Origin of the sequence: Sphingobacterium griseoflavum (genome assembly GCF_014653155.1) — a bacterium.
In the GTDB taxonomy this organism is placed as follows: domain Bacteria; phylum Bacteroidota; class Bacteroidia; order Sphingobacteriales; family Sphingobacteriaceae; genus Sphingobacterium; species Sphingobacterium griseoflavum.
This window is the reverse complement of the sequence record NZ_BNAF01000001.1, coordinates 443272-465224: the sequence shown is the minus strand read 5'-3', so window position 1 is coordinate 465224 and position 21953 is coordinate 443272. Positions and strand designations below refer to the sequence as shown.

18 protein-coding genes are annotated in these 21953 nt (G+C 45.0%); 7 read left to right on the top strand and 11 right to left on the bottom strand.

Features of this window, described 5'->3' with window-relative positions:
- Positions 1 to 533 precede the first annotated feature (533 nt).
- Both IE165_RS01905 and IE165_RS01900 read left to right on the top strand, forming a co-directional pair.
- Positions 534 to 1961, top strand: coding sequence for a 7TM diverse intracellular signaling domain-containing protein (locus IE165_RS01905; RefSeq protein WP_189624896.1), 1428 nt, complete (start codon positions 534 to 536; stop codon positions 1959 to 1961).
- Between the two features lie 247 nt (positions 1962 to 2208).
- The gene (locus IE165_RS01900; protein WP_189624895.1) at positions 2209 to 3552 is read left to right on the top strand and encodes a sensor histidine kinase; all 1344 of its coding nucleotides are present in this window, start codon (positions 2209 to 2211) and stop codon (positions 3550 to 3552) included.
- A 12-nt stretch (positions 3553 to 3564) separates the two neighbouring features.
- Here the strand turns inward: IE165_RS01900 and IE165_RS01895 are convergent, their stop codons facing one another.
- The 4 genes from IE165_RS01895 to IE165_RS01880 are packed head-to-tail and all read right to left on the bottom strand — an operon-like array spanning position 3565 to position 7904.
- Complete coding sequence (locus IE165_RS01895; RefSeq protein WP_189624894.1) at positions 3565 to 4185, bottom strand: response regulator; 621 nt, start codon at positions 4183 to 4185, stop codon at positions 3565 to 3567.
- A complete protein-coding gene (locus tag IE165_RS01890; protein ID WP_189624893.1) occupies positions 4178 to 6199 on the bottom strand; it encodes a tetratricopeptide repeat-containing sensor histidine kinase in 2022 nt (673 codons plus the stop codon). Before IE165_RS01890 ends, IE165_RS01895 begins: the two co-directional genes overlap by 8 nt.
- A gap of 53 nt (positions 6200 to 6252) precedes the next feature.
- Entirely contained in the window at positions 6253 to 6867 is a 615-nt protein-coding gene (locus tag IE165_RS01885; protein ID WP_189624892.1) for a hypothetical protein, read from the bottom strand.
- 11 nt (positions 6868 to 6878) lie between these two features.
- Complete coding sequence (locus tag IE165_RS01880; RefSeq protein WP_189624891.1) at positions 6879 to 7904, bottom strand: TolB family protein; 1026 nt, start codon at positions 7902 to 7904, stop codon at positions 6879 to 6881.
- Between the two features lie 217 nt (positions 7905 to 8121).
- Between IE165_RS01880 and IE165_RS01875 the strand changes: the two genes are divergently transcribed.
- Positions 8122 to 10812 carry a carboxypeptidase-like regulatory domain-containing protein gene (locus IE165_RS01875; protein WP_189624890.1) on the top strand — a complete coding sequence of 897 codons (2691 nt, stop codon included), beginning with the start codon at positions 8122 to 8124 and terminating at the stop codon, positions 10810 to 10812.
- Between the two features lie 195 nt (positions 10813 to 11007).
- Here the strand turns inward: IE165_RS01875 and IE165_RS01870 are convergent, their stop codons facing one another.
- A complete protein-coding gene (locus tag IE165_RS01870; protein ID WP_189624889.1) occupies positions 11008 to 11916 on the bottom strand; it encodes a LytTR family DNA-binding domain-containing protein in 909 nt (302 codons plus the stop codon).
- Between the two features lie 756 nt (positions 11917 to 12672).
- Entirely contained in the window at positions 12673 to 13056 is a 384-nt protein-coding gene (locus tag IE165_RS01865; RefSeq protein WP_189624888.1) for a winged helix-turn-helix transcriptional regulator, read from the bottom strand.
- 99 nt (positions 13057 to 13155) lie between these two features.
- On the opposite strand from IE165_RS01865, the gene IE165_RS01860 reads away from it, so the two are divergent.
- Positions 13156 to 13713, top strand: a complete 558-nt coding sequence (locus IE165_RS01860; RefSeq protein ID WP_189624887.1) for an NAD(P)H-dependent oxidoreductase — start codon at positions 13156 to 13158, stop codon at positions 13711 to 13713.
- 517 nt (positions 13714 to 14230) lie between these two features.
- On the opposite strand, the gene IE165_RS01855 is transcribed toward IE165_RS01860, so the two are convergent.
- The gene (locus tag IE165_RS01855) at positions 14231 to 16390 is read right to left on the bottom strand and encodes a peptidase domain-containing ABC transporter (protein ID WP_189624886.1); all 2160 of its coding nucleotides are present in this window, start codon (positions 16388 to 16390) and stop codon (positions 14231 to 14233) included.
- 102 nt (positions 16391 to 16492) lie between these two features.
- Between IE165_RS01855 and IE165_RS01850 the strand changes: the two genes are divergently transcribed.
- Complete coding sequence (locus IE165_RS01850) at positions 16493 to 17161, top strand: rhomboid family intramembrane serine protease (protein ID WP_229826275.1); 669 nt, start codon at positions 16493 to 16495, stop codon at positions 17159 to 17161.
- Here IE165_RS01850 and IE165_RS01845 read toward each other — a convergent pair.
- Complete coding sequence (locus IE165_RS01845; RefSeq protein ID WP_189624885.1) at positions 17141 to 17299, bottom strand: hypothetical protein; 159 nt, start codon at positions 17297 to 17299, stop codon at positions 17141 to 17143. The two genes, IE165_RS01850 and IE165_RS01845, sit on opposite strands and share 21 nt — an antisense overlap.
- Before the next feature lie 151 nt (positions 17300 to 17450).
- Here IE165_RS01845 and IE165_RS01840 point away from each other — a divergent pair, with 151 nt between their 5' ends.
- Entirely contained in the window at positions 17451 to 17765 is a 315-nt protein-coding gene (locus tag IE165_RS01840) for a helix-turn-helix domain-containing protein (RefSeq protein WP_189624884.1), read from the top strand.
- Positions 17766 to 17852: 87 nt separating this feature from the next.
- Here the strand turns inward: IE165_RS01840 and IE165_RS01835 are convergent, their stop codons facing one another.
- Positions 17853 to 18104, bottom strand: a complete 252-nt coding sequence (locus tag IE165_RS01835) for a hypothetical protein (protein ID WP_189624883.1) — start codon at positions 18102 to 18104, stop codon at positions 17853 to 17855.
- Positions 18105 to 18376: 272 nt separating this feature from the next.
- Between IE165_RS01835 and IE165_RS01830 the strand changes: the two genes are divergently transcribed.
- The gene (locus tag IE165_RS01830; protein WP_189624882.1) at positions 18377 to 19456 is read left to right on the top strand and encodes a YncE family protein; all 1080 of its coding nucleotides are present in this window, start codon (positions 18377 to 18379) and stop codon (positions 19454 to 19456) included.
- Between the two features lie 90 nt (positions 19457 to 19546).
- On the opposite strand, the gene IE165_RS01825 is transcribed toward IE165_RS01830, so the two are convergent.
- Positions 19547 to 20944, bottom strand: a complete 1398-nt coding sequence (locus IE165_RS01825) for a galactose-binding domain-containing protein (RefSeq protein ID WP_189624881.1) — start codon at positions 20942 to 20944, stop codon at positions 19547 to 19549.
- Positions 20945 to 20954: 10 nt separating this feature from the next.
- Complete coding sequence (locus IE165_RS01820; RefSeq protein ID WP_189624880.1) at positions 20955 to 21950, bottom strand: hypothetical protein; 996 nt, start codon at positions 21948 to 21950, stop codon at positions 20955 to 20957.
- Positions 21951 to 21953 lie beyond the last annotated feature (3 nt).

Sequence of the window (21953 nt, the reverse complement as noted above, 5' to 3'; positions counted from 1 at the left end):
TTTCAAAACCAATTATAACTTGCCGCCATGCTCATAGCGGCCTGAATTATGAATTTCCAATTTCGGGATTACTTTTCACATTTGCAAATTTTTATTAAAAATCATGTAAAAAAGGCTGTTCACAAAAAAGCATTTTCCCGAATAGACCATGTAGCCCATCATACAACCTATTACGTTCTAGACGCTGCTGCCGAGCGGCAGCAGCAGATCTAAAAATGATTTTCATAGGGTAGTGTAAATCTGTTTTCAAGTGAAAGGAGGGTACGTGTATTTTCTTCTGTTTTGGTTTGGTTTGGCAAAACCCTTACTAACTGCACAAATCTACGCTGGTGCAACAAAAACGCACCTATACCAAAGTATAGTATTCGCAAATTTTTAGCCCAGGCCCTCCCCAAAAGCTTCCGTTTTTTATGTTTCTGGCGCATTTGCCTAAAAAAGGCCACGTCCTAAAACAAAGGTGGTAGTTATTCCAAATTATTCCTATTTTTGGCCATCATCTACGACCTAGCTGTATTCATTTTATTTAAGACACCATGCGACCTACATATTTTGCTGATCCATTAATCCTATTGCTAAGCCTCTTATCTTTCCTATTAACCGTATCTCCCTATCTTGTCTCGGGATCACCAAATGACAGCTTAAGGAGAAAAATCGACATCGACAAAATCATTGTCAATTATCCTACGGGCAATGCCGACGCCAACGAGACCTGGATAAAAGGAAATATTCCTTCCTCATTGCGAGGGAGGCCGATCATTCTACAGATACCATCTGCACGCTTACATCAATACGATCTGTTCCTACCGCATCATGGCATGTTACGAAAACAAACAACTGTGAAAGACAGGGAAGGCCATCATTTCCGAAGCAGATTTCCGCAGTTCCATTTACAGACGAACGATTCGGTTTACTACCTTCGGTTTGAAGGCCATGCCCTCAAAATTGCACAGGTGCAGCTGGAAGACAGGTTACAATTCAGCAGCTTGGAGTCTATGCGGCTCTTCCGTATAGGCTTGTACTATGGCTTGGCAATAATGTCAGTGGTCTTCAATCTTGTTTTTTACCTTATTTTTAAAGATCGACGTTTTATCACCTACTGCCTACTCTTGCTCACAACATTCATTTCCTTTTTTTACGAAGATGGCATGTTTTACTACTTTTCAAAAGGCGCCTGGACGTTTGACTACCTCATGGTGTGGAACAATTCCGTCACCGCGCTGATCGCGATCCTGTTTACAAAGTATTTTTTGGATTTACATGCTTTTTTTCGTCGCTATCGATCTTGGTATATGTATGGAGCCGCGCTTTTGTTGCTTTCGGCGCTTCTTTACACCCTAACCGATTTTATTGTTTTTTATGCAGCAGTATACAGTCTGTGTTTTCTACTAACAGGATCATGTATTGCATTGGCGATAGGAAAATTTAAAAAAGACGTCTACGCGCGCTTCCTTGTTTTGGCTTTCGGCTTGGTTGTGTTGACTGCGATACTATATGTCCTTTACACCCACATTGATTCCAGCACCTACTATCTTTTTGATTTAGGGACATTTAGATTGGTTAGCGCGCTGGAAATCATAAGCGTAAGTTTCGCCATCATTTATAAGGTGCGGGCACTGCAGGATGATAACGAAAAAAACAGGCGGGAACTGGATAAATACCTACTCGCCATTGAACAGATCGGAACAGCGGAAGATCCGACAGAACGATCCATACCAACGCAGGGAGCATCTGTGGAGACAAATACCGAACAGCGCATATCCGTAGCCGAACGGCTTAAGTTACAATTCGATCTTACGGACCGTGAGCTAGAAGTATTGCTGTGCATTTGGGATGGCCTAACCAATAAAGAAATTGCCGATAAGCTGTTCATAACCGTCAGCACAACAAAATACCACATTGGAAATTTATACGTTAAGCTCGATGTCAAAAACCGAAATCAAGTCCAAACCCTACGCGAATAGCACGATATTTACATGATCTGAAAGCTATAACATTCGTAGCCAAACATGTATTGCATGATAGTCCAGGCGCGCGTCATCATCTAGGATACATCGATTTGCACATCTGTAAACAAAGGGGTACTTATTCTTCAAAAACATTATATTTGTATAATGCTCGATGTTTTTAACAAAAGACATAATCCAAAAATCTAGAAAGGATGCTATCAAGAGCGTCAACTATAAATGCACTATCAACATAGCATGATGTATGTGTAGATCAAAAGGTGGTAGGATACCGCTTCAGACAATGTGGCAGAAGATTGGATCCATCGGCGTCAGAACGGATATGTCCTATTTGGACAGCCGGCGCCTGAAGATGGTCAACCTGATAACGGCCTCTGCCTTTGTAGGCTCCTTATGCTATGGTTTTGGAAACCTGATCAGCAATGAACATCCGATCTTAAGCATGGTAGACCTCATTTATTCATTGGGTACGCTCGTTGTCTTTCGACTCCACCACGTTCGACGCTACGCAGAGGCAAAAGCCTACCTCTTGATCATAACATCGATATTCCTGATCACAATCAACTTTCTATCCTACAATATCGCCGAGTATTACCTACTTTGCGTGCTGATTGTAAGCATTCTTGTTTTTCACCGGGTATGGGTACAGGCTGTAATTAGTGTCAGCTTGATCGCGGCAATACTGATTCCCAAGTTTTTCAGCGCGTATCTTCCCTATTCTTATGCCATTGGTGAAGATCGTCTTCTTATTAATGTCCCTATTGCCATCCTATTTATTTTCATATTGGTTAGGCATTTTAAATCAATTCAGCAACGTTACCAAGAAGAAATAGAAAAACAGCAGCTTCATTTGGAAGAATTAAATCGCGACAAAGAACAGCTATTCGCTATCGTAGCGCACGATATCCGTTCGCCCTTGGCCGCAACGTCCCAAATTTTACAAATGCTGTCCCAAAACGGAACAGATGAGGCTTGGGAAAAAAAAGCTATCCATCAGGCTAATGCACAACTTCTAATGCTGACGGAGAATGTGGAAAATCTGCTCCATTGGAGCGCAAAAAATCTAAAAGGCCTTATAGGCCGACCGTTGCACTTTCAGGTCGGTTCACTGCTGGATCAGGTGTTGCTGGGTATGCAAACGCACAGCTTGGAAAAGAACATTCGGCTCGATACGTACGGCGATTTGGACCTATACATCCTAGCTGATCCCGAACATGTCCGCATTATTCTACGTAATATATTAAGTAATGCGATCAAGTTCAGTTACGAGAACGGAATGGTGGACGTACGCGTGGCTGCTGCGGATGGCATGGTGCACTTCGCGGTTACCGATCACGGCCTTGGCATGTCGGAAGCAAAGGTCGAAGAGCTGTTTCGCCATCCTCTATATCCAAGCTACGGCACATCTGGGGAACGAGGTACAGGCTTGGGGTTGATTCTTGTGCATAACTTGATGGAAATTAACGGCGGAAATATCCGTATCGAGAGCATACCCTATGCGGGCACGACCATCCATTTGCGCTTTCCAAAAGGCGAGAAACCAAGTAACCAGAAAATGCAGGCGCTACCTGCTGATAGAGCGCCGTAGGGTTACGGATGGCTAAATAAATTTCAGCTCTACGGCCCGCCGGATTAATGAAGCTGAATTAGCTACATTAAATTTATGGAGCAGATTGCGGCGATGTGTTTCCACCGTCAGCTTGCTAATGAATAACAACGAAGCTATTTCAGGCGTTGTTTTGCCTTCCGCCAGCAGATGGAGCACCTCCTGCTCACGTGGTGTCACAAAGGGTATATCCATTTGCTTTTCTGCTAATGCCTGGCGCATCTCCTCACTGACAACTAGTTCACCCTGGCAAACCTGGACGATGGATTCCATCAACTCGTGCGACGAAACATTCTTCAGCAGGTAACCCGATGCACCGCATTGCAGCATTCGTTTTGCCACACTAGCTTCATTCAGATTGCTGATAGCCACAACATGTGTAGATGGCCAGTTCTTTTTCAATTCCAGCGTCGCATCGATCCCATTGATATCGGGCAAGTTAATATCCATCAGCACCACGTCGACCGGGTTATCCTTCAAAAAATCAAGTGCATCCACCGCTGTGGAAAAACAACCCAACAAGCCGATCTCTTTGCTAGGACGGAGGATAAATTCAAAACCTCGTAGCACCAATGGGTGGTCATCAACGATAATAACCGATATCTGTTTATTCATTTAAATCGAAATCAATGTGAAACGATGCTCCTTTGTCAGGTGCAGAATCGACCTCCATCTTTCCGTTAAGTAGTTCGACTCTGTTTTGAATATTGGAAAGACCTATTCCAATAGAAGAGCGCTTGGCCTCAACAAAAGAAAAACCCTTACCATCATCCTCCACCGAAAGGTAAACATGTCCATCGTTTTCAAAACACTGCACCCAGATCTTTTGTGCACCGCTATGCTTGACAGCGTTGGTCAAGAGCTCCTGCACAATGCGGTAAACTGAAATCAGGAATGCCTGTCCATAATCGTCCCGCAAGCCCCGAGCCTGAAATTCTACCCGAAGTCCGCGATGTTCCATGGCGGCACAAAGATCTCGCAAAGCAGCTTCAAGCCCCATGTAAAGTAACGACTCCGGCATCATATTCCGAGCTACGCGACGAAGTTCGTCCACCGATTGATCCAACTGCTTTATGATGTTATAGAGCTCCATATCCGTTTCGTTTAAGTTTGATCTGTGCTGCCCCTCAGCTACGGCAGATAGCTTATGCTTGACACTGGCCAGCATGCCGCCCAAGCCATCATGCAAATCGCGGGCAATACGGCTACGTTCTTTTTCCTGACCTTGCACCATGGCATTAAAAACGTTGATCTTCTCCCGCTGTTGTACGTTTTTCAGTTCCTGCTCTAGCAAAAGCTTTTTTTGCAAAATCCATCGTCTCCGATTACGGAGTGCGCTGTACCACAGAAAAAACACCATGGAAAGCACCAATACCGCCAGTCCGGCGACAAGCAGCCATCCTTGTGTCTTTCGAAGCGACAGCTCTTGTGCCTGATTTTTGGATCTCGCCAACAACAGCTCGTTTTCGCGCTCCTTGGCATGGAATTTTTGCTCCAGCGCCAGTATCTTCTGCTCGCCAGCATGTGCGAATACCGTGTCCGAAATAAGTTTGAACTTTTCGAACCAACTTGTCGCTTCCTTATATTTGCCCATCTGCCCATAAAGATGGGCTACATTATAGTATAATGTTTGTTTGTTTCGAAGCAAAGCTTTCCGCTCCACATAAGGAAGCACGGCCAAAAGTGTTCTTTTTGCTTCCTCCAATCGATTGGCGCGTTGGTAGATCTCATATTTTCCATAAAGGATCGTGGGCACGAGGTCATCACTTTGCATTTCGTTCGCCAGTTCTAGCCCGCGGTCTAAATAGTGTAGCGCTTTTTCCAGTTGCCCGTTCCGCTCCCAAAAGTTAGCCTCGACAGTATAATACAGTGGTAAATAGCTAGACAACGGAACCTGTTTAACGACCCTTTCTGCGCTATCCAACAGCTTCCGGGCAGCCTCCATATCCTGCTGAAACATACTGTTTTTGGCTGCGTTCACGTATAGTGTCAACTTTTGTTCTCCACTATTTGCTTTACCACGCAAAAGGAGCAATGCTTCTTCATAGTAGCTGTCGGCTTTTTCATAATGCTGCAAATTCATCATGGTCATCGCCATGTTTTGCAGATTGTTACCCCAAAGTACAGAATCTTGGATTGCCTTGGCTATAGGAATCACTTTTTCCAAAAGCACCGCTGCATAACCTGCAGCATCTCCGTCGCGCTGCAGCAGCGCACCATAACTTCCCCACAACCGGGCCCGGTAACGCAGCGCTTGTGGGTTATCCCCCAGCGGACGCAAATGACCCTCCGCATCCATATACAATGTTTTGGCCAGCGCACTGTTCAGCTCAAAATGTACGGCAGCACGATAAAACGCAAAGAGTCCACGGTAAAACGGCTCTTGAGCGCGCACGCCCAGTACCTTCTTTGCATCGTCTACGTATCTCAAAGCCTTCACTGTGTCGTAATCTCCCCAGAAAAAACTGAGTTCAAGCAACGCCTCTGCTTTCTTGTCTATCGCTCGATGCCGTAGAGCTGCTCGATACAGGCTGTCCCCATGCTGCTGCACCCGATTGGATGGCTGCGCAAGTAGATCGTTTGCCGAGCAACATACATACAACAAAATCAAACTAAAATATCGGCACATAACAATCAACGTATTTCACAGTTTTTTGCGGAAAATACGCATAATTCCTGTTATTAGCAATCCGGAACCATGCCCATTGTAACACCCGTAGGGCTCCAGATGGGTACCAAACGTAATGCACAGCCCTCGGTGTCGCTGCCCTCCGAAATATTGCGTTCGGTATCAAACCAAAGGTCAAGCACCGAATTTACCGGAAAAACAGATGTTCCCTCCAAAAATTCCACCCGCATATGGACAGCTGCTTTTTCCCGCTGTAGGTTCCCGCTAAAAACTATCGATTGGGCACTATTTACAACTTGCCCATTTATCCGCTCTCGTGCTACAGAAAACACCTGCGTTGGAGCATCTCCGTCCGCCAAGAAATCCGTCGCGTTGTAAGCCCCTCTCACCTTGAAGTTGATTTCACCTTCTGCGTCGAAATCAGCCATAAACAAGATGGAAACCGAGTCTGCCGTTACGTCCATCAACACCACTCTACCCTCTCCATTCCATTCATAATCAACCTGACCGTTTACCGTACGCTGTCCTTTTGCACTTCCTACAAAGGGCTTTCCTCCATAGTTGTGCACAAAACTATCCGATACTGCCGTATCATCATCTGTTTTCGCGCAGCTAACAAGAAATAGACCAATCCATAGGAAGCTCAACTTATACATCCAATTTTTCATATATTTTTGTTTTACCGCCAAAGCATCTGTCCGCCCGCCGTCTCCATCCTATCTTTTCCTTTCCAAATAACGGGTATAACTTCCGGCGAATTAGCTTCAATCGGATCTACTTGGTAGGGACCTCCTGCGCTGGGGACTATTTTTAAAGACCACATGTATCCAAAAGGTCCCGTTTGACGGTATTCTGTACCAATAAGCAGAAAATTTCCATCCGGCGAGAACACCGGCTCGGCTTCTTTAAAGTTGCTTGTCGTTAGCTGCTTCAGCTCCGTTCCATCAGCCTTCATGGTATAGAGGTGGTTGCCGATACGTACCGCTAGTTTTGTTCCCTGTTGGTTTACCTGCAAATCACCCCAGTCGTCATAATCCATCTCCTTCACGAGCGTCCCCGACTGATAAGGTGGGTCCAACCGTATAATATAATTCTTATGTTTGAGCAACAATACGTTTTGGGGTAGCCATAATACCGTTTGATTGAATTCGAACGCTTCTCCATTGATATCATGCAAGCGTCCGACAAACTCACCATTTCGTTTTAAAATAGTGATCCCATCCTCTTTATCGTTGGATGTCACAACGATCAGACTGTTATCCGGAGATAGATAGCCTTTGCAAAAGTTATTCCCGGCAGGACTATTATAAATAAATTCATCGATGATACTGCCGTCTGCCATGTTGCCGGTTGTAAAGCGCACGTCATATTGACCAAGCGTACTGGCATTAATCACGGATAGTTTCATACGGCCGTCACGTGAAATATCGAAGTTATTGAGCTTACTGTTGTCGGGTATAAATGCTCCCCCGGTACCATCCGGAAGGCTCATCTTTAAAATGCCTTCAGTCGCCCAATCATAATAAATCGTCCCAGAAAGGGAATTGGGATATCCGTTTGTGAATCCATTGCCGGAAGAGTCGTCTTTCGAACAACCCGCCCCCATGAGCAATAGGCTGCAGCAAACAAGAAATGAAGCGTAGCGGCGGCATGCATATATCCACTGCACGACATACGGGTTGCTTTTTTTGATCTTTCTACACATCGCTTATGTTTTTATCAAAGCTACACGTAAACCTCCTTGACCACAATCCACGAAAACCAGTAATTTGTCCAACTGCGGTCCGCTGTATCGCTTATCGAACGACAAATGACAGATTTCATCAATTGGGTAATGAAAGCATGACATTAACACTTCCTTAACACCAGTAAACAATGGGTTTTAGTAGTTTTGGTAAATACTACAAACCATGATTTAATCTATGAAAAAGACGCTACTGTTTTTCCTTTTCTTTCTAGCACATGGGATAGTACTGTTTGCACAACAGTACGGATCCATCAAAGGCGTTGTGCTGAACGAAAATAAACAACCACTGGAAAAAGCTACGGTATCGGTGATTCGCGACGCTGATTCTTCTGTTGTGACCTATACCTTAACAGATCAATCGGGGAAATTCCATCTCGTGCGCTTACCCGCTCAACACAACCTTACCCTTGCCATATCGCACGTGGATGGCGCTACGAAAAGCATACAGCTACTGCTTCAGGAAAAAGAACTCCAAGATCTAGACAGCATCACCTTGGAAACCAACATAATGGACGAAATTATCATTACAGCAGCCCCTCCTATCCGGATGCACGGCGATACGTTGGAATACAATGCCGATTTCTTTAAAACAAGACCCAACGCAAATGTGGAGGAGCTGTTGAAACAACTGCCCGGTCTTCAAGTAAACCTCGATGGCACGATTTATTACCAGGGGAAAGAAGTGTCGTCGATAAAGGTAAACGGAAGTGATTTTTTTGCATCGGATCTCCGTGTGGCCTCGCGCAACCTAGATGCCGCATTAGTAAAAACGGTCCAGGTGTATCGAGACCGAGGCGAATCAAAAAATATTGTAACAAACGAAGAGGAACTACCTGTTACCATCAACCTAAAATTTAAAAAAGATTTCTTACGTGCGAATTTCGGAAAAGCCTACGCAAGTGGTGGGACCCGAGGCCGTTACGAAGGCGGAGCATTGTTCAATACATTTCGCGACACCTTGCAACTTAGCCTAATAGGTTTTGGAAATAACATCAATCGCCAAAGTTTTGATTATAGCGAACTGAGCGAACACGGTGGCATGGCACGCGCAGAGAATTATGGATTCGACCAGCTTGGTGGACGAAACTACTGGGGTATAGGCGACGACAAAGGTATCGGGTTTAACCTCAACAATAATTGGGGAAAAAACACAAAACTCAACGTCATGTTTATGACCGCCCACAAAAACAATCGTACGTCTAGCGATGGCTACACCAATTCTCGATATGACGGGGAAACGCAATTTTTTGATTACATCAATGAGCAGCAACAACGCTCGCTAAACAATTCGCTGCGTGTCCTTTTCAGGCATCGAATAGATAGCAATAGCTACATCGAATATCAACCAACATGGACGCGCGTAAATCGTCGGGAAAATGATCAATCCAATAATGAGATGCGCACCGAAACAAAAAGGCTGACGAGCGATAGTAGCCGCTCCGATCAAGATGGACGTAATTTCTCCTACGCCCACAACCTCTATTGGGAAAGACAATTCGCCAAAGTGCACGTGCTGTCCTTACGCAATACGGTAGACTATGGCCAGGACAAGACACAACTTGTCAACGAGCAGAACGTCAGCCTTTTCCAAACCGAATCGCCAAACAACAGGATTTGGAGCAATACCAACAACCGGCGACGAAACAGCAATGTTTATATCATCGCCAATTACGCGAACAAGTCGATAAAAAAGCTGAATTTTGAGTACTTTATCTCTTTTCGGCACAACAACAGCAATCCCATTCAAGAAATATTTGTCGACCGCAACGCGAGCGGATCCGAACGGGAACCGACATTGGAAAACAGCTACCGATACAACTACCAAGACTACATTACCGGTATGCGCTTATTTATAAAACCAATTCCCCACGTTTCTGTTAATCTCGGAAATTCCTATCTGCTTAAGTCCAACCACTTTGACTTCTTTGGACAGGCACCAAGCACCTTGACCACGACAGCATATTGGCTTCCAAACCTGACGCTTCGTTACAAAAATTTGAATTTTACGTGGGCAAAAGACGTGCAATCTCCACAAACGCATGCGATCCGCGTCAATGAATATAATTTGAATCCGCTAAATGTTCAATTACCGTCAACAGAATTTGACAATATCAGCATTCAGGATTACAGGTTAACGTACAACAAATACAACAACAAAATTCAATTTGGCCTACATACCGGTATCAACATACAAGATAAAAGCATCGGCGTGCACACATGGCGCAATGCGCAGACCGGTCAATACACCACACAACAGTATCAAGCCGGGAAGACAGCATCGGGTCAAGCGGGGATGAGCCTCCGCTATCAACTGCTGCAGACACCGGTCTGGCAACTGTATACTGCCAACCAAACGACAGCCTACCGCTATCAACATTACAATTCGATAAACGATATAGACAATATGATCACGCTCTGGAATACGCAGATCCAGCAAGAAATGACACTCGCTTGGAAATCGCTTGTCAGTATATCCCCATCTTATGCATTCGGATACAATAAGAACTTCAATACGGTGCAAGATCATCCTGATTTTACGGAAGTAGGCTATCAAACCCATGTTTTTAAACTGGGATTGAACGTCAATCCCATCAGACATTTTTCGCTTGAAGCAAGCTATGCCCTGGAAAACCGTGCCAGCGGAATTAATCAGCGGCAAAACTTTAATATCTTGAACACTTCGTTTTACTACACCCTGAAAAACCAAAGTCAAATCAAGCTTTCGGGTTTCGACATACTGAATCAAAATGTGTCAAATTATTGGGGAAACAATGGTAACAGCACCTACTACAGCAACCAAATTACGCTGCGTCAATATTTTTTATTGGGTTACGTGCATAAGTTTAATTACATCAAAACGAAATAATTTGACGTAGTAAAACGAGAACAAAAGCGAGACTCCTTCTCACGCTGATCCTTCAACGTGGAAGAAAAGGGAGCAAGACGATGCCGTGAACTCGAGCACAGTACACAGATTGGAATGACACGCCTTGCATCCCCTTTTCTTTACCACGAACAGTTATAATTGGAGGTATAACTTTCACTCTTTAAGCTGTTGGCATTAGCAGCTACACTTCCTATACCAGCTTTTAAATGCCTTTGCAATGCCCCTGCTCACCGCTATCTCTCTGACGTCCTGCAAGTCCTCGCTCAACGTAACGATAACGCGCCCGTTGGGGGTATCTCGGTAACCACATATTACTGCCCTATTTATTATGTAGCGCCGGTTTACCTTGTAGAAGGCTCTCGGATCCAGTCGTGCCGCTAGAGCATCCAAGCTGTAGTCGAAGTCGTAACGCTTGCCTCCTTGCCGTAGCACGCAGGACCGCCCCCCAGCAGAGGCTTCAAAAACCCCGATATCTTTAACGCCTAACAGTTGACGACGAAAACCATAGCGCACTTCTACCTCGTCCCAGCAGGAAGCTTGTTGCTCTTCACGTATTTTTCGTAGTTGATCGCACAGCAGTGCTAGCTTATGATGTTTCTCACCATACTGCCTGGCAGCAAAAAAAGAGAATTTGACAAAAAACCAGACGAAGTAAACTACATTGACGATGCAGCCTACTATAAAAAGCGCGGGATATAACGCGGAAATGTAGGAAAATGTGCTCGACCACTCATCCGTGACCAACGAAAAGAAAAAGACCATACACGCTGTCGCTAAAAGCGCAGGAATAGCAATGCCAAATAGCAACTGTAGGAAAAATCTATTTGGTAAACATAAAAGCCAAGGACGTCCCCTATCGAGACAAACGGTCAGCTTCTGCAGCGTGCCTGAAAAAAGGATAATCAATAAAAAAATAAACATAAAGGCGACGTCGTCCATTGTATCCTCCATTTGGTCTAACAAGTGGCTAGAAGCAATGCAATAAAACGAATAGGCGAGTATAAAGCTGATAATGAACTGTACGTAAAACGGAAAGTATAGCACTTTATTCTCCACACAAAATTGGCTAGTTAACTTTTTCAAATACATCATAATTTGCAAGAACTAAAACAAAATCTCAAATTCAGTCATGCTAAATTAATTAATCAATACTAGATATTAAATCGCGAGATAGATAAAATTATATTTTTTCTACGAATGGTGGCTCGAATGCTGTTTAAAAGCTGCACTAAAATTCCAGTCAAACTACTACAGAAGTGGCGCCTTGGCAAAGCATATTACTATAAAAAAATCAAATTAAACCATTAATTTACAATACGTTAATAACAATATTTGAAATAATATACCAGTAACATTCCCCTTAACTTTTTGCACATATAAATGAATCCGGAATAGCACGAAAGGGAAGAACTTTTTCGATGAACGGTAAAACGCGATAGCAGCCAACAGTTGCTAACGCCTGTACTCCTCCGTGTTTATACGGCAGTGCGACGATTTCCTCTGCCCCAGAGCCTGTTAAAACACCTGTTCACGAAGAAATAAACCGTAAATTGTTTTTGCAAGGGAAATTTGGCACAGGCTTTGAAAATATCCACATAACAAACATGATGGTAAAACATTAATACAACACCAAATGGAAACTATAGAAATACAAGCAGCAAAACTAGGATTAGAGAAAGGCTACTATCTTTTATTGATGGCCATTTTGGAAGAATCCGAAGAAGAACAAAAACTTAGCAAAGCATCTTAAGCTATTACAACTACGCTTTATACACTAATTGCGAAGAGCAAAAGCCTACCAGCCTTTGCTCTTTTATTTTGCTGCGTTAAAGCTCTGCGTTAAAGCTGGGTACTCGCCTTATCCTTTGATACGATTTTTTGGTGCTTCGCGCCCCAAGCCTCCAACTGCTTGATAATCGGCGCCAGTTCCTTCCCGATTGCTGTCAGCTCATACTCTACACGTGGCGGAACCTCCGCGTAAACCGTTCGGTTTACAATACCATTTTCCTCCAGCTTACGTAATTGTAAGGTCAGCATCCTTTCCGTGATGTTAGGAAGCCTAGTTTTTAACGCGCTGAATCTTAATTTTCCTTCCAGTAGCCAAGAGCAGATCGCCAGCGACCACTGTCCCCCAATAATATAGGCGGCATACACTTCAGGGCATTCATCCGATAAAGCGGTTTTATTGGCAAAATTTGTCGACGTTCTTTTAATCTTGGACATCGCTTACATTTTTTATAGTAGCTAACATTAGGTTGCTAATATAGTATTTCCCTATCACAGACCTTACTTTTGTGGTATATAATATTAAATATGACAATCATGAAAACGTTGATAATTGTAACCCACCCCGACATTACCTCGTCCGTAGTGAACAAACGCTGGGTGGAAGAGCTGGAAAAATTCCCGGAAAAATATGTGATACACCAGCTTCACCGCGTATACCCGACTGGAGAAATAGACGTATTCGCCGAACAAAGATTAATAGAGCAATATGACAAAATCATCTTTCAATTCCCGTTTTATTGGTTTAGCTGCCCGGGATTTCTGAAAAAATGGATGGATGAGGTATTGACACATGGATGGGCTTATGGTAGCAAAAGCGGTTACAAGATGTCCGGAAAACGGATTGGACTGGCTATGTCCGTTGGTGTAGACGAGCACGAATACCAAGAAAACGAAAAATACAAATACACCATCCAAGAATTATTGCGTCCTTTCGAACTGTCGTTTGCCTATGTCAAAGCAGCATATCAACCCTTTTTTGCATTTTACGGACTGGAATACAATGCGACCGCGGAACGGGTAGCGCAAAGTGTGCCAGCATACTTGGCTTATCTGGAAAGTATAGACGCTGTCGACATGAATTGTCCTGTATAGGGTAGTCCAATCTCATGGGGCGTGGGCTGTTATGACAGGATGCACCAGTGGCCCAGCAGCCCTGCCGGGTAGCAGGGCTTTTGAGCAATCACCAGATTACTAAACAACAAAATTTAATATTTTTTTTTGTTTGCGCCACGATGGACGAACCTACGCCTATATAAAAGGAAAGATCAGACCTTCGTCGACCTTTCCTCTTTTTGCATATGCTCGGGAAACATAAATGAAAAGCGATAAATAACACCGTGAAATTACCACTAAATGAACAAAAACACAAGTTTTATTGCACTTTAATTTGAATTTAAAGATAATACGCGTAGAAAAGAAGTGTTAACTTCGACATATGGCAAGCGCTGCGTGCCCAAATATTCAGCGCATATCGTTCTCGTAGCTGGCAATTTTATCGCGTCTTCACACGAAACGCGAAGGTTAAGCACAAAAGCATACTGCTATTGATCGCCTATATGATCAAAAAAACTGTTATTGCACCGTTTCGGAGAAATGCATGACGCAGTCTCTAAACAAAAGCAAACTGTCGGTTCCACATCTGTGTATACAGTCCATTGTCCCGCGTTAGCAGTTCGAGGTGGGTTCCCTCCTCGGCTAGCTGTCCCTCGTGCAACACCATGAGTTTATCTGCATGGACAACTGTACTTAAGCGATGAGCAATAACGATCACCGTTTTCCCTAGCGTCTGCCATTGCCGCAATGCTGACTGCACAATCTCCTCCGATGCCGTATCCAAAGCCGATGTCGCTTCATCTAGAACCAGGATCTCTGGCTGTCGATATAAGGCTCGTGCAATACCTATCCGCTGCTTTTGTCCAGCCGAAAGCAGCACTCCGTTTTCGCCGAGATAGGTATGCAAACCATCTGGCCATTTTTCCACAAAACCAGAAATCCCGAGTTCATTTGCGACAGCAATTACTCGTTTGATGTCCGGGTAATCGTCGCCTAAGGCTATATTTTCAATAACATTGCCCGAAAGCAAGTGAATTTCCTGCGGCACCGTTGCTATCAAGCTTCGCAGGCTGTCTTGCCGGATATAACGGATATCGTAATCGCCGATCTTTATTTTCCCTTCTTCCACAGGATAGAGCTGTTGCAGCAGGGCAGCCATGGTACTTTTCCCAGACCCGCTGGCACCCACGATAGCCGTTGTTTTCCCTTTTTCGAAAGTACACGTTAGCCCATTCAGCACCTGTACACGGCTGCCATATCGGAACGTTACATTTTGGAAACGTATATCCGATATATCTTCAGGCTTAAGTTCGAACTTACTGGATTGTTCTTCCCGTTCAAGGTCCATAATGTCAAAAAGACGGTCCGACGCAATGAGGGCATGCTGTAACGTTTTGTTCATCCCGACCAGCTGGGATACCGGCAACGTGAAATAGCCGATTAGCGCATAGAATGACAGCAACTCGCCTGTAGTCATACGATCCTGTAAGACGTATGTTGCTCCTACCCAAAGAAGGATGATGGTAAAAATACGGGATAGGAACTCCGTCGCACTACCGGAAAACAGGCTATTCATGACAGATTTACGAATACCTGCCCATAAAATGGAAAAGCGATGCTCTGTCCGCTCGTGCGAAGACTGCTCGACCGCAAACTGTTTAATGGTTCGCATAGCATGCAGTGATTCCACAATGTGGGCATCAAGATGGGCGGCGTCCTCCATCAATTTTCTTTCCACACGTTTGTTCGATCTGTTACTCAACCCATAGACCAGCGCATAAAAAGGAATAGCGACACCCACAATCAAAGCAAGCTTCCAATAATAGATGGCCATCAGGGAAAGGGAAAAAAATACAATCAGGACATTGATAACCAGCTGAACCGCGGCATCATTGATAAAGGTACGGATCTTCACGGCATCGTTGACGCGAGATATGATCTCACCGACTTTCATGGTATCAAAAAAGCGCTGCGGAAGGCGCAATAGATGTTTGTAGTACCCTAAGATCAGGTAGCGGTCAATCCGTTGGCCAGTTCGCAGTACCAACGTGTTTTTCAAAAGACCGATCCCTTGTTGCATAAAAAGGAGCAAAATCATGGCTATGGACAAACGATGCAAAAGTCCTATATCACCGTCCGAGAGCACAGCATCGGTAATCTGTTGTACGTATATCGCGGTAGACAGCCCCAAGAGCGTGTAAAGAACCGCTCCCACCATGGCGAGTACGGCCACAGAGCGATGTGGCTTGATCAGTTGCCAAAAACGTTGATAGCTGCTGGTTTTCAAGTTGCCCTGCTCGAAATGGGCATGTGGTTCCATCAACACCAACACCCCGGTCCAGAGCGACTGGAAATCCTCAAGTTTATGTGTAACCGACATTCCTACGGAAGGATCCATCACATAAATAAAATTTTTATCCACTTTATGGATAACCACGTAATGCCGGCGCTGTTCGGGCAGCACAATATGTGCGATTGCGGGTAGCGGCACGTGTTTCAATGCTTCCAAATCGCCTTTGACCCCCTTGGCGTGGAATCCCATAGCATCCAATCCCTTCACCAAACCCAAAATATTGGTGCCTTGCGTATCGGTATGGCAATGTTGTCGTATTTTAGCGATAGGCACATGCAAGCCATAGTGAGCAGCCACAGAAGCTATACAAGCTGCCCCACAATCACGCTGATCCTGCTGTTTCACCCTTATTTTTTTGTTCATCGTCCTGAAACTAATATTTTCTCGGATTAGCGCCACGAGTAGCAAGCATCATGTTGTGGATTTGATTCGTTTGCATTATCTTTCCAAAAATTATCTATACCGATGTCCCTTTTTGATGTTTTACCGACCTTTTACGAATCACCATACTCCTACACGCTTGTACCCATTGTTTTGATCAGCAGCATCATCGGGTTTTACCGAAAAACCTATTTCCATGCGTTGCTGCTCCATCCTTATGAAGTAGCGCGCGGAAAGCGCATACATACGCTGCTAACATCAGCATTTATACACCGAAGTTGGCTGCACCTACTTTTCAACAGTTTGATTATTTATGCACTTGCTTATGACATGTTCGGATGCATAAAACAAGAAAACGGATTGTTGACAGCTGCGCTCCTTACCCCCTGCTTGTTCATCATATTGATTGTTGTTCCGAACCTGTTTCAAGTTTGGATAAAGCGCAATAATTTCTTTTTCACCTCGGTAGGTATTTCCGGCCTAACACTTGGCCTCTACGGCTTTGGCCTCTTTTTTTTCCCAGAGCAGAAAGCAGATAATATCTTCATTGCTTGGGTCAGTAACAGCTTGGAATATTGGATAGTAGCAACCGTATTCCTTTTTCTGCTTTCTTTTATACCGAAAATCGGCATCAACCGTCAATTACATATTATCGCTTTCCACACGGGATCTTTTTTGGCGCTGCTGGTACGACCGGAATCGCTAGCCGAAATGTGGCCGCTAATTCTAAATCTAACCCACGAAAATACCTAGGATTTTGTCCCAGATACTGCCCTGCTTTTCATCGTTGCGATCGCCGCCGCCGTCGGTTTTAATTTGTTCTTCGATACTCAGGTCTTGAACCGGAAGGTTGTCCGTCATTTGGCTGTTTTTGTTTTTCACGTTTTTCATAATTTGTTTTTTATTCAAAAATCAGCATGCGGCGGAAGGTCTGCCACAACCACAGGTTTTAGGCTAAAACCTGTAGTTTTAACCAACGATTTCCTTACAACTTCAGGTTATATTTATTAGATTTGTGCTAGTCTACTAGCACGTACAAACCATGGCAAAAGGTGAAATCGGAACATTTATTCGTCAGAAGAGAGAGAGCTTAAAGATCTCTCAGGAAGCGGTGGCTTTCGTATTGGATATGTCACAGGCGGCCTATTCTAAAATTGAGCGCAATGAAACCAAACTGAAAGTAGATCAGGTATATAAAATAGCCGATTATTTTGGTGTGAGCGTCTATGAGTTGCTCCCACCCTCGTTGGCAAGCGATTTCACCGGCGGAAGTATTTTTGGATTGATAGGCTACTATTTAAAATGCGTATTCGATTGGTTGCGTAATAGAAAAAAAACGATAGACCGGACGGCTTGAAGCATGCAAATGAGTCAAGCATGTCTTTTTCCAGCAGCGATCCTCAGATCGCAGGTGTTGGAAGGAACGCCTTACCATGGCATTGATTTAGAGCTCCTCCCACCTGCTTTTCAGGTCGTTAAAAATCAGTAACGTATCCCGAGCATAAATTGGGGACACTACCTCCCAATTTACATGGCGATACCGATCCCAGGGATTGGCAAAACGTACTAATTCAAAGAAGCGGTTCTGTACTAGCCGACAGAACCGCAACAGCTTCTCCCCGAAGCCTAAATCATAAGCACGGTAAATTTCCTGAAGTGTTCGCGCATTTCCTACAACGTGAGGTTGTATTTTCACTTTTTTTTCGAACACGATCTTCACCATAAGGGTATTTAAAACATCGTTTTTTTTCGGGTGGTCCATTTTTGTTAATAGCCCAAAATAACAGACCATCTCGACCAGCGATCTTCGTCTGTGATCGAGCAGAACAACGACAAAAATGTTTATCTTTGGAGAAAGAGCTTTTGGGGAGAGCTCTTGGCAGCGATTTTTCCTAAACGGATTGTATCTAAAATACATCAGGTGACGTTTCATTTAGGAAGAGGAGTTTTTATAGAAAAAATAACAAGATGAAATATTGCTTTTTTGCCTTTGTTGCAATGATCGTGTTTGCTGCGTCCTGTTCTGAAGAAGAAAAAGAACCTGTAGGCCGCATAAATACCATTTCGAGACTTTACGTTTCTTTTGAAGAGTACGAGAGTTCTAACGATGGCATCGCCGACACCAATATACGGATTTCAACAAACGCCGATTCAGCTATCTTCGTGCTCGACACAGCACACTTATCTATGGCACGCGGAGGTGGCGTACTCCTGTTCAACCCTTTTCTAAAATCGATCATTCAGGCAAGTGCCAATCCGGAGGATCAACAACGCGACTCGGCTATATATATCAGCCAAGTTCAGCTACAAGGGCAATTGACTAATGGCGCCATGATGGCTAGCCCGTTCCTCCGCAAAGTGCGCGGATTGGCCTACCACCGCGCATCGGACGCCTTATTTATCGTCAATGCGGACGCTAACCGATCGGGTATCTTTGTTGTGGATAGACCGAATAGCATCAATCAAAACAGAAAGCCTTGGAAGCAATTTTTCACCGGTGATCTCCCCATGTGGGGCGCAGCCTACCACAACAATAGACTGTTTGTCGCCAAGCAGGGCGAAGCGGGAGGTATCTATGTCTTCGAAGGTGTCGCCACGCGTCCCGTCAACGTAGCAGATTCCACCGCCAACCTTTCACCCGCCCGTGTCCTGTCTATTGAAAATGCGACTAACCTACATGGTATGGCCTATGATACCACAAGAAATATGTTGGCCATTACTGATTTCGGCGATGGCACGACGAATGGTACCGGCAGAATTTTGATTTTCGAAAACTTTAACAGCATGATAGCGGGCGCCAGCATTACCCCTACCAGAATTATCACTGGCGCTGCCACGCTCCTCACAAAGCCAGTCGATGTCGCTATCGACCCACGTGCGACCGGTAGATATCTTTATGTCGCCGACAAGTCAAAAAAGGTTCTGCGTTTTCTGATCACAGACAATGGAAATGTTTCGCCAAATCAAGTCATTTTAACCGACACACTCGGCACACCGGTAGCGCTGGCGCTCGACAGCCGAGATGATTCGACATTGCCTCAGTTCTAAGCTTATTCAATAATTGGGTTAGAAACAGAACATCTTGCTCCCAACCCAAAAATAATATGCAGTGCATCTCTTTCACCATCGATATACCCTTTATTTTTGCACACCGAATACCTGCACCTCCGCCAGCGACAGCGGATCGTTTCCTCGAAGCTGTATACGGACATAACGCCCAGAACGCAATACAGGTATGGAGATGTTAGCCCCCACCTGACCGGTGTAAGGTATAGCTAAAACGCCGGGTTGAGCCAACGATGCGGCAACAGAAGTTCCCGTAAACGGCTGATCGGAGATGAAGATCACAAAGTTACCCAACCGCTGTCCGCAACAATCTGTACGGTTAAATAGCGTGATCGTTGAAATGCCAGGCGACACAGCACCTAAATCCACTTCCCACCAATCTTCGCCCGATCCAGGTGTATGCGTCACCGAATTGTTGCCCCATCGACCATCCGTATTTCCATCCACAGCCCTTTCGCTCGCACCGCCAAAAGCTGTTGAAGATTGCTGTGTACGCTTGCCGAGCGCAATATTCGAAGCATCCTGAAGTGTCAACTCCGCGACAGTAGAAAAACCTTCCTTTCCGGTGATTTCCACGGCAACCAACGACGGCGCATCGTCCAGATCAAATGCAAGAGAATGACCCGTTGTTGTTTCCGTATATATCTTGGTCAACACTTCGCCGTGTACAAGATAATATAAGGTGACCGTCACCGGTTCCTCGAAAGGGTTACTCCAAAAGATGTAACGCTGATCGGCCACTTCCTGAAATTGGAAAAAGTCGACAAGACGTTTGTAATTTAACATTCCTGGCTTACTAACGCGGGAGGCCACCGCTCTCTTCTCTAATTGCTGATCGAAAACCTCGATAGTGAATTCCACCTCCCGATCTTCGTCCGGTAAGCCGCCGGCCTCGATGGACGCTGCGCCCACAGCTTCCGTCCTGATCTCTACAGCCTCGTCTTCCCGCATGTATTTAACAACATAGGTGAATGTCTTTTCCGTTTCCGTGTCTGGAAAATAGAATGTGACGCCGGCCGGACTAAGGACGACGTCCATATTTTGGAGCTTAAAATCCGTCTCGAAAGGAAGGCTGTGCACCGTAAACGTTGTCAGCTTGGACGCGGTGTTGTCCGAAGTAAAATAGGTCGCGCCAAAGCTGTAATCCCCGACCAAATCCACATTGATGACGGTGGGCACTTCAAAATTGGTGATTTCCACCTGACGTTGTGTGCCGTCCTCCTCATAAGTCAGTATCGCCCGAGATACCCGGTCACTTAACACTGGCCAAAAAATTTCAATCTGCTGATTAAAGGCAGATACAATTGTTAGGTTTTGTGGTCTGGCCGTTGGCCTCGTCTGCGTAACAACGACCTCACTGTTACTACTTTCAGGAAAAACAAGTTTCTCCTTTTTACAGGCCCATTGGCTCAATACCAAGCAGGCAATTACAACGCCAGCTCGGTGTACAATGTTCTTTATTTTCATCATGGCGGCATTATTATGGATGTAAGAATTCAACTTCAAATCTGTTTAGAAAGATCTGCCCCTCCAAATTCCAGGATTCCTGCGTTTGAAGCTCTAACCAGTAAAATATCTGCGGAAAAAAGTCGACCGCATGGAAAAAAATGGCGTCGGGTGTCGGATCCAGTGTAGTGAAATCCAATTGCTGAAACCTCTTGTTTTGAAAAAGGACGAAAGTATTCCGCTCGAGGTCGCTATTTCCACCATACGAGCGGTCTATCCCTCCATGGTTGGACGTGACGATGATTAGCCAATCCTCTTGTTCGTAACTTCCACGAGCAGCAACTGCAGCCAAGATCTCGCCAACATAGCCGTCGACCCGTTCTATAGCTGCTATGTAGTCGCTGTTATCTACCGAAAAACCGCCTGTGACGCCTGCCGCCAGCACATCCGTAAACTGCACGACCACGACATCGGAAGTCTTGGTCTGCAGCGTGCTGACCACTCGGTTTTTCACGGCCTCGTCAGATGATTCCAAGAAACTTTCGGTGGCGCCGGCAAGCAGCCTGTTACTGATCCCTTCACTACGCGACACCACATAGCTCCGTAAGCTGGAAGCGACAGCGTTCAAATGCGAGAACAAAGAGCGATAGCTATCGGGGCTAACGTGTGGATTGTCCGGATTTGGCCGAGGAATAAAGCTATCGTCTTCAATGCGATGGCTGGACGATGACACGCCCGCCATCATCGTCATCCAGCTGGCTGCATCGCCGGTATCTTCATCAGCAAGCCCATAGAAAGTATACTTGCTTGTCGGTAATAGACCCGCAATATGGGTTGGCATCACTTGTCCGACGATTTCACCCCCGGCTCCATCGATCGAAATAAAGAGTACCTTGCGTCTTCGGGATTGTCCCGCATCCTCCTCTTGCTCTTCAAAAATCGGAGCTGGATTTTCATATCGCGTACAGCTCGTGTGCAGCAACGGCAGGAAGAGCACCAACGCGAGCCATCTATATGTTCGTTTTTTCATTAG

Bases quoted from the DNA above. Each gene is read 5' to 3' on its own strand.
- IE165_RS01905 (WP_189624896.1), top strand. From the start codon at position 534: ATGCGACCTACATATTTTGCTGATCCATTAATCCTATTGCTAAGCCTC.
- IE165_RS01900 (WP_189624895.1), top strand. From the start codon at position 2,209: ATGTGTAGATCAAAAGGTGGTAGGATACCGCTTCAGACAATGTGGCAG.
- IE165_RS01895 (WP_189624894.1), bottom strand. From the start codon at position 4,185: ATGAATAAACAGATATCGGTTATTATCGTTGATGACCACCCATTGGTG.
- IE165_RS01890 (WP_189624893.1), bottom strand. From the start codon at position 6,199: ATGTGCCGATATTTTAGTTTGATTTTGTTGTATGTATGTTGCTCGGCA.
- IE165_RS01885 (WP_189624892.1), bottom strand. From the start codon at position 6,867: ATGAAAAATTGGATGTATAAGTTGAGCTTCCTATGGATTGGTCTATTT.
- IE165_RS01880 (WP_189624891.1), bottom strand. From the start codon at position 7,904: ATGTGTAGAAAGATCAAAAAAAGCAACCCGTATGTCGTGCAGTGGATA.
- IE165_RS01875 (WP_189624890.1), top strand. From the start codon at position 8,122: ATGAAAAAGACGCTACTGTTTTTCCTTTTCTTTCTAGCACATGGGATA.
- IE165_RS01865 (WP_189624888.1), bottom strand. From the start codon at position 13,056: ATGTCCAAGATTAAAAGAACGTCGACAAATTTTGCCAATAAAACCGCT.
- IE165_RS01860 (WP_189624887.1), top strand. From the start codon at position 13,156: ATGAAAACGTTGATAATTGTAACCCACCCCGACATTACCTCGTCCGTA.
- IE165_RS01855 (WP_189624886.1), bottom strand. From the start codon at position 16,390: ATGAACAAAAAAATAAGGGTGAAACAGCAGGATCAGCGTGATTGTGGG.
- IE165_RS01850 (WP_229826275.1), top strand. From the start codon at position 16,493: ATGTCCCTTTTTGATGTTTTACCGACCTTTTACGAATCACCATACTCC.
- IE165_RS01845 (WP_189624885.1), bottom strand. From the start codon at position 17,299: ATGAAAAACGTGAAAAACAAAAACAGCCAAATGACGGACAACCTTCCG.
- IE165_RS01840 (WP_189624884.1), top strand. From the start codon at position 17,451: ATGGCAAAAGGTGAAATCGGAACATTTATTCGTCAGAAGAGAGAGAGC.
- IE165_RS01830 (WP_189624882.1), top strand. From the start codon at position 18,377: ATGAAATATTGCTTTTTTGCCTTTGTTGCAATGATCGTGTTTGCTGCG.
- IE165_RS01825 (WP_189624881.1), bottom strand. From the start codon at position 20,944: ATGATGAAAATAAAGAACATTGTACACCGAGCTGGCGTTGTAATTGCC.
- IE165_RS01820 (WP_189624880.1), bottom strand. From the start codon at position 21,950: ATGAAAAAACGAACATATAGATGGCTCGCGTTGGTGCTCTTCCTGCCG.